Origin of the sequence: Acinetobacter sp. UBA2581 (genome assembly GCF_002339435.1) — a bacterium.
Lineage (GTDB): Bacteria > Pseudomonadota > Gammaproteobacteria > Pseudomonadales > Moraxellaceae > Acinetobacter > Acinetobacter variabilis.
Window position 1 is genome coordinate 1 of sequence record NZ_DDLD01000005.1, and the last position, 15,851, is coordinate 15,851.

General features: G+C 41.6%; 11 protein-coding genes and 1 pseudogene. 10 read left to right on the forward strand and 2 right to left on the reverse strand.

The genetic code is table 11. The features are described 5' to 3' along the window. Positions 1-127: 127 nt before the first annotated feature. The 4 genes and pseudogenes from B3Q46_RS00475 to B3Q46_RS00490 all read left to right on the forward strand — a co-directional run. Positions 128-238: pseudogene (locus tag B3Q46_RS00475) on the forward strand (IS5/IS1182 family transposase); the annotation flags it as partial. Between the two features lie 137 nt (positions 239-375). Continuing rightward, positions 376-1,992, forward strand: coding sequence for an alkaline phosphatase (locus tag B3Q46_RS00480; protein WP_286712792.1), 1,617 nt, complete (start codon positions 376-378; stop codon positions 1,990-1,992). Positions 1,993-2,006: 14 nt separating this feature from the next. After that, the gene (locus B3Q46_RS00485) at positions 2,007-3,518 is read left to right on the forward strand and encodes an alkaline phosphatase (RefSeq protein ID WP_005234805.1); all 1,512 of its coding nucleotides are present in this window, start codon (positions 2,007-2,009) and stop codon (positions 3,516-3,518) included. Positions 3,519-3,553: 35 nt separating this feature from the next. Next, a complete protein-coding gene (locus B3Q46_RS00490; protein ID WP_224213987.1) occupies positions 3,554-4,243 on the forward strand; it encodes a hypothetical protein in 690 nt (229 codons plus the stop codon). 72 nt (positions 4,244-4,315) lie between these two features. Here B3Q46_RS00490 and B3Q46_RS00495 read toward each other — a convergent pair whose 3' ends face one another. Beyond that, positions 4,316-5,317: a helix-turn-helix transcriptional regulator gene (locus B3Q46_RS00495; protein WP_005234808.1), complete on the reverse strand. Its 1,002-nt coding sequence runs from the start codon at positions 5,315-5,317 to the stop codon at positions 4,316-4,318. Next, positions 5,314-6,240, reverse strand: a complete 927-nt coding sequence (locus B3Q46_RS00500; protein ID WP_005234810.1) for a diguanylate cyclase domain-containing protein — start codon at positions 6,238-6,240, stop codon at positions 5,314-5,316. Before B3Q46_RS00500 ends, B3Q46_RS00495 begins: the two co-directional genes overlap by 4 nt. 325 nt (positions 6,241-6,565) lie before the next feature. Here B3Q46_RS00500 and B3Q46_RS00505 point away from each other — a divergent pair, with 325 nt between their 5' ends. The 6 genes from B3Q46_RS00505 (at position 6,566) to B3Q46_RS00530 (ending at position 15,481) form a co-directional block, all read left to right on the forward strand. After that, entirely contained in the window at positions 6,566-9,052 is a 2,487-nt protein-coding gene (locus B3Q46_RS00505) for a TonB-dependent receptor (RefSeq protein WP_005234812.1), read from the forward strand. A gap of 214 nt (positions 9,053-9,266) precedes the next feature. Continuing rightward, positions 9,267-11,108, forward strand: a complete 1,842-nt coding sequence (locus B3Q46_RS00510) for a phytase (protein WP_224213988.1) — start codon at positions 9,267-9,269, stop codon at positions 11,106-11,108. A 105-nt stretch (positions 11,109-11,213) separates the two neighbouring features. Next, positions 11,214-11,912 (forward strand): protein TolQ, encoded by a 699-nt coding sequence (tolQ, locus tag B3Q46_RS00515; RefSeq protein ID WP_005234816.1) that lies wholly within the window; start codon positions 11,214-11,216, stop codon positions 11,910-11,912. Positions 11,913-11,924: 12 nt separating this feature from the next. Further along, a complete protein-coding gene (tolR, locus tag B3Q46_RS00520) occupies positions 11,925-12,371 on the forward strand; it encodes a protein TolR (protein WP_005234817.1) in 447 nt (148 codons plus the stop codon). Further along, positions 12,368-13,129 (forward strand): energy transducer TonB, encoded by a 762-nt coding sequence (locus tag B3Q46_RS00525; RefSeq protein WP_005234819.1) that lies wholly within the window; start codon positions 12,368-12,370, stop codon positions 13,127-13,129. Before tolR ends, B3Q46_RS00525 begins: the two co-directional genes overlap by 4 nt. Positions 13,130-13,780: 651 nt before the next feature. Further along, positions 13,781-15,481: an NAD-dependent malic enzyme gene (locus B3Q46_RS00530; RefSeq protein WP_005234821.1), complete on the forward strand. Its 1,701-nt coding sequence runs from the start codon at positions 13,781-13,783 to the stop codon at positions 15,479-15,481. The last annotated feature ends 370 nt before the right edge of the window (positions 15,482-15,851 follow it).

Below are 15,851 nucleotides of genomic sequence, written 5' to 3' on the forward strand. Positions count from 1 at the left end.
TTATTCATTTGAAAATTATATTGTGGAATAAGCCTTTAAAGATAGGTTTGTGTAACAAAGCCATCCTAAACTTAAAATGTACAATCGAGAGATTAATACAAGAAGAATCGGGATTAAGTACGTATTTGGTCGCCTTAAGACCTTTGAAATTCTGGCTGACCATTATCGAAATAGATGCAAAAGACTTGGTCTGAGATTTATTTTAATCACTGGAATTTACAATATGGGATTGAGTTAAAAATCACTTATGAAAGTGATCCACTATTGGTATCTTATTTGCAATAAAGCTTTTAATAAATCGTATTAATATTTATGTGTCATCTTACTTAAATATCCGCTGTGTATGGTCCAGCTATATTAAGATGGGTTGATGCCATGATCTGTTCTCTTGAAAAATTCCAATTAAAAACAATCAGCGTGGCATGTATAAGTTTCAGCGCTATATTGCTTACTGCTTGTCAAAGTACGACGATAACGCGAAATCAACAGGCCAATACAGCACAACAGCTCCAACAAGAAAAAGTCCAACAACCGAAACGTGTGGTCTTTTTCTTGGGTGATGGTATGGGCATTACCACGCTTACCGCTTCACGTATTTATGCTGTTGGTGAAGATGGTCAGTTGGCGATTGATCGGCTGCCTGAGTCGGCCTTTGTTCGTACCTTTTCTGAGGATGCACAAGTCACTGACAGCGCACCTTCGATGGGCGCATATATGACTGGTGTGAAGATGAAAAACGAGGTGATCTCGATGCAGACAGGGACAATTGCAGTTGAACCTGACTCAGTAGGGAATAACCAATGCGCGACTAACCCAAAAAACAAAAATAAGCAAAACACACAGACATTACTCGAATTAGCCAAAGCAAAGGGTTGGGGGACAGGCGTTGTGACCACTACGCGGATCACGCATGCCACACCAGCATCAACTTATGCTCATATTTGCCACCGTGATGCTGAAAATGATATTGCATCACAGTTAGTCCCGAGTTCAAAAGGCGATGCTTATCAAAGCTATAACCTCAAACTTAAAGATGGGGTCGATGTGGTTTTAGGTGGAGGTAAGCGTCAATTTTTGCCTAAAGATGCAGGTGGAGAACGTACTGATGGGCGCAATCTAATTAGCGAGATGCAAAAGGCAGGCTACCGCGTGGTTTTTGATGAAAACCAACTCTCCCAAGTGCAACTGGCGAAAAATGAAAAATTATTGGGTTTATTTAATCACAGCCATTTAAATTACGACTTGGATCGCACCAAGAAAAACTTGGCAGAGCCGAGTCTCAAGCAAATGACGCTGTCTGCTTTAGACATCCTGACGCAAAATAAAAAAGGTTTTTTCCTGATGGTGGAGGGCGGGCGTATAGATCATGCGCTGCATGACACCAATGCCAAGCGCGCATTACAAGACACGATTGCCTTAAATGATGCTTTAGAAGCAACCATTCAAAAGCTTAAACGAAGTGATCCTGAACTTAAAAATACACTGATTGTAATCACAGCCGACCATGATCACACCTTGGTTTTAAATGGTTATGCCAAGCGCACAGGAAAATACGTCGAAGGTAAGGAAACCAGCGTGCTTGGATTGGTAAAAAATTATGACCAAGCGGGCTTTGCTCAAGATATTCATGGTCAACCTTATCCGATTATCGGTTTTGGTACGGGCAAAAAACGTCCCACTCAAAACCGTATGGATGACTTGGTACTGAACTTAAAAGACACTGATGTCTGTCATCCTGTACAAGGGCCAAAGGCACCGCAAGGTGAAAAATATAGTTTCACCTATCCTTTGGCTGAAACGGGTTGGTGTACGGGCACTGCTGCGGATGATTTCCAACAAGAAGCTGTGATTCAAACGGGCTATAAAGATAAAGAAACACATGGCGGTGCAGATGTGTTTTTAGGTGCAATTGGTCAGGGAGCCGATCAGTTCTCAGGTAGCCTTGAAAATATTGAGGTCAATCACCTCATTCGTAAGATCATAGGCTTATAGCAGAGGGATATCACATGAAACATACTTTTAAAAGCATCCCATACATGATGCTTCTGCTTACAGCGTCGATTTCTTCAAGTGCTTTGTATGCTGCTGACACCACAGTTACACCGACGAAAAGCGTTATATTCTTTTTAGGCGATGGCATGGGACCAACCACAGTGACGGCAAGTCGTATTTATGCTGTGGGGGAAAATGGCAAACTGGCCATGGACAGCATGAAGCACGCAGCACGGATTAAAACCTATTCTGAGGATGGTCAAACCACAGATAGCGCTCCCTCTATGGGCGCCTATATGACTGGGCAGAAAAATAAAAATGAAGTGATTGCCATGACAACAGGAACGGTTGCGGTCGAACCTGAAGATGGAAAATTGTCGAATGGCAAAAGCTTAGCGAAAGCCATTAACCGTTGTCCAGAACAGGGCAGTAGTGTGGTCGCAGGTATGCCTGCGTTAAGTATTTTAGAACTGGCAAAAAAGCAGGGAAAAGCGGTTGGCGTAGTGACGACGACTGAACTCACCCATGCCACACCTGCGGCAACCTATGCACATATTTGTCATCGTGATGCACAATACGATATTGCGCTTCAAGCTGTTCCAAAAGGTAAAGCTTATAATCCAAACTTATTGGATGGCATTAATGTCCTTATGGGAGGTGGCTTAAATCACTGGACGCCTTATGATGCAGTCTCTAACCCCAAAGGGCGCTTGGATGGCCGTGATTTATTGGCAGAGTTTAAACAGCAGGGTTATCAAACCGTTTTAAGCCAAAGTGATTTGGCACAGACGGTCAATACTCAGAAAATTTTCGGCGTATTCTCCACACAGTCGCATTTAAATTTTGATTTGGATCGACTCAAGAAGAATATAAAGACTGAACCGAGTCTGGCGGTGATGACCAGTAAAGCGATTGATGCACTGCAAGCACAGAGTCATGGACAAGGCTATTTCTTGATGGTTGAGGGTGGGCGTATTGACCATGCACTACATGCCAATAATGCCAAACGGGCATTGCAGGAAACCAAGGCATTTAATGATGCAATTCAAACTGCACTGGATAAAGTGGACTTGAGCAATACCTTGGTTGTAGTGACGGCAGACCATGACCATGTGATGACCTTTAATGGTTATGCCGCACGAACGGGTCAAACGACGGAGACTAATCCAGGTATTTTGGGGCTGAGCTATGACTATAATATTGCAAAAGAGCAAAATGCTTACAGCAAAGTGCTGGCTGATGGCCAAGTACATAATCCATACCGCGATGTAAATGGGGCAACAGGAACGACGCTCGTTTTTGGAAATGGTACGGGCAAGCGTTTAGATATTCGTGACAGTATTAGCAACGAGCAAGCCTTTGCCGACGACTATAAACAAGAAGTCGGGGTACAACTGGCGAAAAGCGAAACACATGGCGGCGGAGATGTGATGCTGTTTGCTGAAGGAAAGAATTCAAATCTTTTCAAAGGCACACAAGAAAATACATGGGTATTTGAGCAATTGAAAAAGGCATTTGGATTTTAATGGATACAAGATTAATACGGCCGTTCAAATTCAAAATGAAGTTCTTAGCATTGTCTTTCAGTTTGCTCAGTCCATGGGTATGGTCGGCCGATGAATATCGTATTGATTATCAGATTGAACGGTTGGATGCCAATGGGGTCACGACCATTCAAAAATACAGTGAGAAAATGATTCGAGATGCGCAAAATATCTGGATTGAACGTTTAAACACTCAAACGCATGCTGACGAAGCCCAGACACATAGCAATGCTCATGTGTCTGCCAAAACAGACACCCATGAGCATGAGAGTTTTGACAGTGCAATTCAGTGGATGCAGCGCAAAGATGTAGTCGGACAAGCAAACGTAGAAAGTCCGTTTCAGCGTTTTTATATTTTGCCAGATGAAAAAATGCGGGTGCAATTGCAGGATGTCGATCAAGAAATGCTAGGGATGAAAAACTGTTGGCGCTGTGAATACACTTTGATTCATCCTGACATTTTAAAGCGAGCACAATTGATTCAACGTGATCCGAAGTTAGCGCATTATCAAATACGCAGTGCTGGGCAAACCTTGAATATTATATGGAGTGAACAGGATCAACTGGTTCAAAAATATGAATTGCTCAAACCGACCTCAGGCTATGCCAAAACCTTTACCGTACGCAAAATTGGCCAACATGTTGCTACACCTTGGACGCAAACAGAAAAATACAGCGAACGTGACTATGCGGACTTTAGTGATTAGCTGATGAGTTTTTGGCTTTTAATTTCGGCGTTACAACAGGAATATCCGTGATTTTTTGGGGAAAATAGGTGGTTAGGACTGTGCCGCTTGTACTGTTAAACCACTCCAACGTTTAAATGCACGTCGAAAATTAGTGGCATCATTAATTTGTAAATACTGAGAAATCTGTTCAGTTTTAAAACCATGCACACGATATAAAATGATGGCGGTATGCAAACGGCTTTGATCGAGTTGCGCCTGAAAATGGGTCTGATGCTTTTTCAGTTTACGTTTTAAGGTGGCAGAACTCATTTGAAAATAATCAGCAGTTTGTTCAAGTTGAATATTATTTTGAATATTTTGCATGAAGTATTGATGCAAACTGAGCAAAAAACTCTGTTGAATATTTTGAGCTGTCATTTCTTTCAGCGCATGTTGATAACTGATTGCAGCTAAGGTCGAAGAGGCATTGGGAAGTTTTTCATGGACCAAGTCACGAGGCAGGCTCATCATGTTGATCGGGCGATTAAACTCTAAAGCACTGCCTAAATGCGTCCAATATTGTTCAATATAATCCGGTTCAGAAAAATTAAATTCGAATTTCCAAGCTAACTTGGTTTGATACAGTTGACGGCTAAATGCTTGTATTGCACTCATTGCGCTTTCGATTAAAAAACGATTTTCAAGCTTGTTTTCATCTAACCAATAAATATGAATATGGCTTTGACTATACATGAGTCGAGGGCATAACCACGGTGAAACAGATGCGGAAAATGTTAAATAACGGCTAAGCGCCTCATCGAAGGTTGATGCATACAGCATGGATTTAATGGCGTCATTAAAGGGGGTGGTTAGGCTGCGTTGACCGAATAAAAAACTGATGTCCTGATTGCGAAAACACTGCTCAGCATTTGTTAAAACCTGTTGTAACTGTTGCTGGCTAATCAGCTTTTGCCCTGAAAAGATATCTTCCAAGAAAATACCGCTACCACTAAGTAGGACGTGATGTTCGACCTCATGGCTGACTGCTAAATCAATTAAAATAGATAATTGATGATGCGCAGGAATGTAACTGTAGTCGCATTCAAAGCTCATACCGCGACTCGCTTTGGTGAGTAGTATTGCTTCACTTGGAGCAATTGCTGATTTAATGCACTCAAAAGTTGCTGAGCAGTTTGGTATTGCCCGACTGAACAGCAGGTCGTGAGTGCTTTTAAAGGAATGTGTGCGGACAGATCACGTTGATAATAAGCACTGACCATAAGCATGCGCTCAAGTTGAGCTGCCATTTTTTCAGCCTGTTGTAGCTTCGTCTCTGGTAACAACATAATAAAACGATCTCCTGCGAAGCGGCAGAGCAGGTCTTGTGGTCGTAAGTTTAAGCTAATCAATTGTGAAACATGCTGTAAAATAGATGTGCCTTCATCAAAGCCATATGTTTGATTAATCTGATTAAAATTATGCATATCTAGCAGTATGACGGACATGTCGCTGGGTTCATGCAAGTTTTGCTCAATTGCAGCTTTGAGCTGTGTTTTAAAGTAATGAGCATCGGCTAAAGGGGTGAGTGCATCGAATAAACGGTGATCCCGATAAATACGTTCTCGTTTTTGCATGTGTTTAGAAATCGCCAGTTCTTCTTGATGCCAAAAATAAATCCCGATGGTAAATAGGCACAGTCCAATTGGAAAAGGAATGGACTCAAGCCATGCATCCCACATGATTTCTTTAGGCAGGCGAATAAACTCATCTAAGCTGTCCATCCACATATGGAAAAAAATAAAACATAGTCCATAAAACATATAGTTGGTTACACGGCCCAAAGGACGGCTTTTAATAATAAAGAAAATCCAAATAGCAATAAAAACAGTTGCTCCCCCTTCACCTAAAATATCGACCCAGTTCCATTCAGCAAACGACTTGCTCTGCCCAAGTAAGATAAATAACCAGAGAGATAAGCTACAGGCAGTCGCTACACATAACAAAGGCCAGCGGTAGTAAGCAAGGTATTTAGGCATAGCATTTTTTGAAATGATTTATTTTCGCCCAAGCTAAACAGATTTAGATGAAAGTTTGATGGCAAAGGCTAGAGTCAAAATAGATCAGTGTATTTTTGATTTTTGAGAATAAAAATGCTGAAAAACCCTATCTTTGTAGTGAATATGCATCATTCTGTATGCTCAGAATTTTCTCTATACAGATCAAATTAGCTCACTTTTTGCTGAAAATGACCAAAAAACAAATAAAAAGGGCAGATCGTAAAAGGCACTGTCACATCATGTTCACATTCAATTTCTATTGTGCGTTCAAACCATGCCACTTTGGCTTGAGGGGAAGAACATAATGCAAAATAATCAGAGCCGTTTCATGAAACATAAGCGTGCGGGTTTTCAGCTCAGTACACTGGTCCTATCAATGCTGAGCATGACGCATCTACATGCCGAAGATAACACGGTGGAATATGTACAGGTCATTGGTCAAGCTGCAAGTATGGATAAAGCACTCAAAGAACAAAAACGTGCCGACCAAATCAGCAGTGTGGTACATGCCGATGGCATCGGACAATTACCCGATGATAATGCCGCAGAAGCGTTGCAACGGATACCGGGTGTATCTACAGAGCGTGACCAAGGCGAAGGACGTTTTGTTTCAGTTCGTGGTTTAGGTGCTGACTTAAATGCAGTGACCATCAATGGTACTTTGGTTCCCGCGCCTGAAAGCGATCGCCGTGGCGTGGCATTGGATGTCTTACCATCAGAGCTGGTGCAGTCTTTGGCTGTGGTGAAAACGCTGACACCAGATATGGATGCCAACTCATTAGGCGGTACGGTGCAAGTCGAAAGTTTATCAGCCTTTGACCATGACGGTTTGTTTTATACGGGAACGGTTGAAGGTGGTTATGATGAAAAACGGGAAAAATATAGCCCTAAAGCATCGGGTGCCATCAGTAACCGTTTCAGTGTTGGTGAGGGGCAAGACAACCTTGGGGTAGCGCTGGCACTGAGTTATCAAAACCGAAAATTTGGCTCGGACAATGTTGAAACGGGTGGGGCTTGGGATGGCGATGCACTTGAAGAAACCGCAATGCGCCAATATGACATCGAGCGTGAGCGCATTGGTGCAGGGTTAAATTTTGATTACCGCCCCAATGACACAGGCGAATACTATTTAAGAACGTTATATAGCCGATTTAAAGATACCGAATCGCGTCAAGAAGTTTCAGTTGAATTTGCCGATCCACAACTTGCAGGGCAAAGTGGAGATGCCGAAGTCACTCGCTCATTAAAAAGTCGTGTTGAAACGCAAGAAATTCAGTCCTTTGTTTTAGGGGGCAAGCAAGGTTTCGGCACGTGGACTGTTGAGGGCCAACTCGGTTATAGCGAAGCATCGGAGGAAAACCCAGGCGGTATTTCAGGGGCGAAATATAAAGCTGAGTTTAGCAATGTTGGCTTTAGCAGTACCCAAAAGCCAGTTGTAACAGCAGATCAAGATTTTTATGATGCTGCCAACTATGAGCTAGATTCGGTGTCGTGGGAAAAGTCTAAAACCACCGATAAAGAATACAACGGTAAATTAGACTTTTTAAAAGACTATATGTTGGGAAATTATCCTGCTGCATTGAAGTTCGGGGGCAAAATCAGTCAACGTGAGAAAACCAATAATACCGATGAATGGAAATATAAAGACCTCAGCACGTCAAGTTCAGATTTCAATTCAAACAGTCACTATGAACTGGGACAGTTTGGTCCAAGCATCAATGAAAATGCCATTCAGGACAAAATAAATGGGCTAAATGCTGCTGACTATGTGGTTGCGGATGGCTCCATCATTAATGACTTTAAGTCAAATGAAGACATACAAGCGGCTTATGTCATGAATACGATTGATTTGGATCAATTGCGTGTGATTGCTGGCTTGCGTTATGAAAATACCAAATTTGAAGCACGTGGTTTTGAGTTTAATGATGATGTGATCACTGCGACCAAATATGAAAATGACTATGATCATTGGTTGCCAAGCTTACATTTGCGTTATCAATTGGCGGACAATACCTACCTGCGTGCGGCATGGACCAATAGTGTCGTGCGTCCGAACTTTGCGCAAAGTGCGCCAGGTGTTTACATAGATGGTGATGAAGCTGAGTTTGGTAACCCAATGTTAAAGCCTTTAGAGTCTTCTAACTTTGATTTGGGTGTAGAAAAGTATTTTGGCAAAGCCAGTATGGTGAGTTTTTATAGTTTTTATAAAGATATCGACAATTTTATCTATAACACCAATATTGCAGGGACAGGTCAGTGGGCTGACTTTGATGAAGCTGTGACTTATAAAAATGGTCAAAGTGCCAAACTCTATGGAATGGAGTTTGCCTATTCACAAAAATTTGACCACTTAGGAGCACCATGGAACGGGTTCTTGTTGGGTTTAAATACCACCTTTAGTAAGTCAGAGGCGGATATTGATTCGATGAAAGATGGTGAACTTCTGAGTCGTCGTATTCATTTGCCAAATCAGTCGGATGTGGTGGCGAATGCGATGCTTGGCTGGGAAAATGAACGTTTTGGTGTACGACTTTCAGCAAATTATAAATCGAGTTATCTGTATGAACTTGGTGACATTGATACGCCTGAAAAAGATATTTATACCGATGACCAAATCTTCCTTGATTTTAGTAGTCATGTGAACTTATCTAAAAACTTACAGCTCAAGTTTGATGTACAAAACATCACCGATGAGCATTATTACAACTATGCAGGTTCTAAGGCTTATAACGCGCAATATGAAGAGTATGGCCCAGCTTACAAACTGGCACTGACCTATACCCATTTTTAAGTCGAATTAAATTTAGTACTCAGGTTTGCTCAACAGAAGCAGACCTGAGGTTCCTTGCCCAATTTTGAGTATCTCTATGAAATTTTCATCTTTTAAATGGTCTGCTTTAAGCAGTTGCTTGCTGTTATTGAGCGCATGCAGTCAGCACAGCGTGCCCCGAGCTCCGCAAAATAGCCATTCGTTAAGCTCGGTTGAAATACCAATAGATCAGCCTATGGCAGCGAAGTTGCAATTACGTGAAGTCGACATGAATGGGGCGAAAACTGAGGATGTGCAATGGTTAACCTTAAGTGCATGGCCTGAAGTTGCCGCACTGTTGAGTAGTAAAAATAAAGGGCTACAAATTTTAGATGATCAACAAAATGTACTACATCAAATTCAAGGTCAGTTTGGGCGTTTTGATTATCGGATTGGTTCGGAGCATTTATTGATTGCTGCGTCGAATTTGCAACAACAGCAAATTCAACTGATGAGCATGAACTTAAAAAATAAAGCATGGGACAAGCCTAGTTTTATTCCAAAGCGTTCATTTAAGTCTGAAGATGTTTGCCTATATACCGATGCTCAAGGGCTGAGTTTTGCTTTTTTAGTAGGTGAAGAGGGGCTTGGTGAACAATGGTTGGTGGCTCAGCATGAGAAGGCTTTGGTTCAACCACAGTTGGTACGCCGTCTCAGTTTTCCACCTGCTAGTAGTGTATGCAAAGTGAATGATGCCACAGCAGAGTTGTTTATTAATGAAGCTAATGTTGGCATTTGGGCATATCCAGCTCATTCTGAAGCAGACATGGTGCGTCAGGCGGTGGATCTCGTGCAACCCTTTGGTTCGATTCAAGGTTCACCTTCTGCAATTGCGATTGTAGATGATCATGTCGCGGTACTCGATGCAGAAAAACCTTTGCTTTATCGTTATCAAAAGCAAGATAAGCAATGGAAAGCACAGCCGCCTTTACAACTAGACACGGTGAAAGAAGCAGAGACTTTGAGTGTTCAAGGTAATTTAACTGATAAATCCTTGCTGATTTTAGATGATAAAACCGTGAAAGTGACAGATGTAGAATGGGAAACGCAGACCCAGACCAAAGCTCAAAATATCATTACTATTCCAGCAGAAGTGCAGACGGAGGGTGTGCCAAGTACAGGTGACGCGGCTGATGATCCTGCGATTTGGCATAACGCTGCACAGCCGAGTCAGTCCCGTATTCTAGCGACAGATAAACAAGGTGGTCTACAGGTTAACGACTTACAGGGTAAAACTGTGCAGTACTTGCCAGTAGGGCGATTGAATAATGTCGATGTACGCCACGGTTTCAAATGGGGCAATCAGACAGTCGATTTGGCGGTGGCATCGAACCGAGATCATAACAGCCTGCATCTCTTTGCGATTCAACCCAAAACGGGCAAGGTTTCTGTGCTTGGCGAGTTAGCAACCACATTGGATGATATCTATGGCATTTGCATGTACCGCGACGCTCAAGGGGAAATCTATGCCATTCCCAACGATAAAAACGGGACTTTTGTTCAATACCACATCACGGCTGCACAGCAAAAATTAAGGGCTGAAGAAGTACAACGTTTTTCAGTGAAAACCCAACCTGAAGGCTGTGTCGTAGACGATGCCAAAGGGCGTATTTTCTTGGGTGAAGAAGATGTCGCGGTGTGGGTAAAAGATCTCAACCTACAAACTCAGCTTCCTATGCAGCAGGTGATAGGTGTAGGAGATGTGATGCATGATGACATTGAGGGGATGGGACTTTATCACGGCAAAAACCAAAGTTATTTGGTGGTTTCAAGCCAAGGCAATGACAGCTTTGTGGTGCTTGATGCCGCTGCACCTTACACGGTTCGTGGCGCATTTCGTATTGGCATCAATACCGAAAAAGGCATTGACGCTGTGTCTGAAACAGATGGACTGGATGTGAGTTCCCTAAATTTTGGTGGCAAATGGAAGCGAGGCATGTTGGTGGTGCAAGACGGACGTAAACGTATGCCTGAAACCAATCAGAACTTTAAATATGTGCCTTGGGAAAAAATCGCTCAAGCCCTGCATTTGGACTAAATAGCGCTTTAGTACCTGAGTGAGTACATGGGCTGCTAAAGAATCACAGCCCATTTTAAAAATATATATGTACTGCACCATGCAGTAAAAAAATTGGAGTGCGTTATGCAAGCAACGATGGATCAAATGTCAGTTTGGATGTTGATTAGCCATGCCAGTGTGTTGGTAAAAGTAGTGATGTTGATTTTGGTTTTATCCTCAGTCATAAGTTGGTATTTAATCGTGCGTCACGGCATGTTACTTCGTGGACAAGAGCAGCTTTGGAACCGTTTTTTAAAGAATTTTAGACAGCAAAAAGATCTCAAGCTTTTACAGCAAGATTACCAACAGCCTGCACAACAAAAAGGCGTTGTCAGCATTTTTCAACATGGGGTGGATGAATACCATCAATTGATCAAAGATGAGCAACTCACCACAAGTGATGTGATTGATGGGGTAGAACGTCGTTTACTCAGTAGCATCAGTGAGGAAGAAGAAAAGCTTCAGCAGAATCTGACCTTTCTCGCAACAGTTGGTTCAGTCAGCCCGTATATAGGCTTATTTGGAACGGTCTGGGGCATTATGAATGCGTTTATAGGACTGTCTGCCGTTGAACAGGCAACCCTCAATACAGTTGCCCCAGGGATTGCAGAAGCGCTGATTGCGACAGCCATTGGTTTATTTGCCGCTATTCCTGCAGTCGTGGCGTATAACCGTTTTTCGGCACGTGCTGACAAGCTTTCCAGTCGTTATTACGGTTTTGCCAATGAGTTGCAAACGCGTATTTATCGTTTGTTGGGGCACACTGAGCGCACTTCGCGTTAAGGAGCAAGAACCATGATTAAGCGTCCTCAAAAATTAAAACCCAATGCTGAAATGAATGTGGTTCCTTATATTGATGTCATGTTGGTATTGTTGGTAATTTTTATGGTGACTGCACCAATGTTGACGCAAGGCATTCAAATTGATTTGCCTAAAGTGGATGCCAATGTCATGCCCGCGTCACAACAGCAGCGTATTGTAACCTTATCTATTCAAGCCAATGGCCAGTATTACTGGAATATTGGATCAGAAGTGAATACCGAGAAAGTTACGGATCAGGCCATTGATTTAGCCACTATGCAACAAAAGCTCGTTCCGATTATTCAAAAAGATAAAAGCTTACAGTTTTATGTACGTGCCGATCAGAATGCTGATTATCAACTGGTTGCACAGGCCATAGCAGCCTTGCAAAAAAGTGGGGTAACGAACTTGGGGCTAGTGACAGAGGAACCACAATCATGATGGCAACCGTTTCCAAAATTAGGTTTCGTGATCAAGGTCTAGCACTTTCGGTCACGGCTGGATTGCATATTGCGCTAATTGCATGGTTATGTACGGTTGAGATGCATGAAACATTGGCGGAACCCAAGCCGAAAACCATTCAATTACAATTTGTGCAAATACCCCCTCCAATCAAACAACAACCTGAACCTAAAAAGCCTGAGCCGATAGTCGAAGAAAAACCCTTACATGAGCCTGTCAAAAAACAGCTTGAGAAACCTACTGAAGTCCAACCGAAAACCACCAAGAAGTTTGTAGAGTCACAGAGTAGCAAAATTGTACCTACAGCGGCTAAACCGACACAGCAAGTCGTGACGGAAAAGCAAACGGCAGTAGCGGAATCTCAGAAAACAGTAGATACGCAGTCCCAAGCGGATATACCAACTCAGACGAAGACCCAGAAATCAGTAGAACCTAAAGCACAAACTCATCCTGAATCATTTGATGTTAAAAATTATCAACCTGTTGTAAAAATAGCACCAGCTTACCCTGAACAAGCTTTGGATCGTAAGCTGGAGGGGGATTGTACGGTGGTGTATAACGTGAATGAAAAAGGACGGGTAGAAAATCCAAAGGCACAAGGTGACTGCCATCCGATGTTTGTACGACCTTCGATTCAGGCTGCACTCACTTTTAAATACCAGCCTCGTCTCGTCGATGGCAAACCAACCAGTGTATCGAATGTTAAAAATACTTTCCAATATAGGATTGAAATTTAATTGTTGAATAATAACCAAAATTCTAGATATATATAATCATTTTTGATGAGGATTTCATAATTTAGTGGAGCAAATATATCTAATTTGAAAGATTTTTTTGTGCAGTAAAATAATATTGGAATTATTATGGATGTTACCTAGTGTAGCGAATTCTCCAATATCAGCTATATGGCCAAAATGAATATTGTAAAGTATTATATTAATTTGAGTTAGTGTAATTGGGCAGTGTAGATGAGCTAAAGAAGCAAGTCTAGAACAAGTCTTGCGCCTGTCTGAGTTAAATACTTTTACTGATGAGCATAGGCACTGTATTATAAAACCAACTATTTCTTTAATTGCACATCTTATCTGCCTTTTTTAAGTATGTTTTTTTTATTGCCAAAATTTGAACTAACTGAGTTGTTTGAGGTGAGCACATAACAAGTATCTAATAAGTCTCAATTAAAAAAAGTATGATCTAAATTTTTATCTGACAAGAGGATACAAAAATTTAAAGCTTATTTTATTGCCGTTATCAGTTTATTAAATAGAACATTTTTCATTATTAATTCGCTGAATGACTGAAACAGCTGAAAGTCGACTAGGATAGTAGGATAATTTTTTGTTCTTTTCGGCTTTCATTCATGTCGAATCTTAAAGTGCGAGTTAAAAATGGCAACTGAACCTCTGAATCCTAAACGTCCACTTTATATTCCCTATGCAGGCACTGCATTACTTGAACTCCCATTGCTGAATAAAGGCTCAGCTTTCTCTGTAGAAGAACGTATTCATTTTAATTTACATGGACTTTTGCCCCAAGCGATCGAATCGATTGAGGAGCAAAGTCAGCGTTCGTATCAGCAATATTGCTCATTCAATGATGCAATCAATAAGCATATTTACCTACGTAACATCCAGGACACCAATGAGACGCTTTTCTATCATTTGATCGAAAATCACTTAAGCGAAATGATGCCGATCATCTATACGCCAACGGTAGGAGAGGCATGTCAGCATTTTTCCAAGATTTATCGCCGTCATCGCGGGGTTTTTATTTCCTATCCGGATCGGGATCATATTGAGCATATCCTATATAATGTAAATCGAAGAAATGTCAAAGTGATCGTGATTACAGATGGAGAGCGCATTCTTGGTTTAGGCGATCAGGGCATTGGTGGAATGGGCATTCCGATTGGAAAGCTGGCTTTATATACGGCCTGCGGAGGTATTAGTCCCGCCTATACTTTACCGATTACTTTGGATGTGGGCACGAACAACGAGCAGTTGTTGAATGATCCGATTTATATGGGATGGCGTCAGCCTCGTATCACTGGTGATGAATATTATGAATTTGTCGAAATGGTGATACAGGCGATTCAGCAAAGATGGCCCGATGCGCTAATTCAATTTGAAGATTTTGCCCAGCACAATGCCATGCCTTTACTGGAAAAATATCGCGATCGAGTATGTTGCTTCAATGACGATATTCAGGGTACGGCAGCTGTGGCAGTAGGCAGTCTGATTGCAGCTTCCTATGCGTCTAATAAGCAACTAAAAGACCAGACCATTGCCTTTTTGGGAGCAGGTTCAGCCGGTTGTGGGATCGCTGAACAGATTGTGGCAAAAATGGTAGCAGAAGGCCTGACTGATGCAGAGGCACGTAAGCGGGTCTTTATGGTGGATCGCTTCGGCCTTATTACCCAGAATCAGCCAAACCTATTAAATTTCCAGAGAAAACTGGCCCAAGAACCAGAAAATATTGCTGAATGGGGAAATGCTGAAGAGATTATTTCTCTATTGGATGTCATTAAATATGCAAAACCTACAGTACTGATTGGGGTATCTGGACAGCCGGGATTATTTAGCAAAGATGTGGTCACGACAATGGCTGAAAATTGTGAACATCCGATTATCTTTCCTTTATCGAATCCTACTTCTCGCGTAGAAGCTGTTCCAGCCGATATTATTCAATGGACCAATGGAAAAGCTTTGATTGCTACAGGTAGTCCATTTGCACCCGTTAATTATCAGGAACAGATTTATACTATTTCTCAATGCAATAACTCTTATATTTTTCCGGGAATTGGACTAGGCGTGATTGCTTCAGGTGCTACACGTGTTACGGATAATATGCTGATGGCATCAAGTAATGCCTTAGCAGAATGCTCTCCAAAACTTCAGGATCCAACTGCCAACTTGTTGCCAGATCTGGATCAGATCCAGCATATTTCCAAGATTATTGCCTTAAGGGTTGCGCAAGCTGCGATTGATGATGGCGTTGCTCCAAAAGTTGGTTTTGATGTGCTGCAAAAAGCCATTGATACGAATTTCTGGATACCGGAATATCGGGAATATAAGCGTGTGACCTTTTAATATTATTAGGAAAAGGGCGGCCTAATATTAAGTAAAGCAGAGCGATGACATTGTTATTTCTCTGCTTCTTTTTTGTTTGGAGAAAGCGAAGGTAATCTAAAATGTAGAAGTTCAACCTACTCAAACAATACGGTTTTATTTTATCAAGTAATTGAAATTTAATAAAAATTCTGTAAATAAAAAATACTATTTATAAGGTAATTAAATATATATATAAGAAAACTTGATTAGTTTAAATCTTCCTATATACTGGCCTTAACTAGAAAAAAGTCTTGTTGCAAAAAATCTTCCTTAAGTATCGTCGTTTTATTCATAATCCTTCGTTTTATCCAGATTTTAAGTTCCATTCTTGGTGGTGTTTCAAAAAGTA

What these genes read in the sequence shown, in the direction of transcription:
- B3Q46_RS00480 (WP_286712792.1), top strand. Translation starts at nt 376, where the DNA reads ATGATCTGTTCTCTTGAAAAATTCCAATTAAAAACAATCAGCGTGGCA.
- B3Q46_RS00485 (WP_005234805.1), top strand. Translation starts at nt 2,007, where the DNA reads ATGAAACATACTTTTAAAAGCATCCCATACATGATGCTTCTGCTTACA.
- B3Q46_RS00490 (WP_224213987.1), top strand. Translation starts at nt 3,554, where the DNA reads ATGAAGTTCTTAGCATTGTCTTTCAGTTTGCTCAGTCCATGGGTATGG.
- B3Q46_RS00495 (WP_005234808.1), bottom strand. Translation starts at nt 5,317, where the DNA reads ATGAGCTTTGAATGCGACTACAGTTACATTCCTGCGCATCATCAATTA.
- B3Q46_RS00500 (WP_005234810.1), bottom strand. Translation starts at nt 6,240, where the DNA reads ATGCCTAAATACCTTGCTTACTACCGCTGGCCTTTGTTATGTGTAGCG.
- B3Q46_RS00505 (WP_005234812.1), top strand. Translation starts at nt 6,566, where the DNA reads ATGCAAAATAATCAGAGCCGTTTCATGAAACATAAGCGTGCGGGTTTT.
- B3Q46_RS00510 (WP_224213988.1), top strand. Translation starts at nt 9,267, where the DNA reads ATGGCAGCGAAGTTGCAATTACGTGAAGTCGACATGAATGGGGCGAAA.
- tolQ (WP_005234816.1), top strand. Translation starts at nt 11,214, where the DNA reads ATGCAAGCAACGATGGATCAAATGTCAGTTTGGATGTTGATTAGCCAT.
- tolR (WP_005234817.1), top strand. Translation starts at nt 11,925, where the DNA reads ATGATTAAGCGTCCTCAAAAATTAAAACCCAATGCTGAAATGAATGTG.
- B3Q46_RS00525 (WP_005234819.1), top strand. Translation starts at nt 12,368, where the DNA reads ATGATGGCAACCGTTTCCAAAATTAGGTTTCGTGATCAAGGTCTAGCA.
- B3Q46_RS00530 (WP_005234821.1), top strand. Translation starts at nt 13,781, where the DNA reads ATGGCAACTGAACCTCTGAATCCTAAACGTCCACTTTATATTCCCTAT.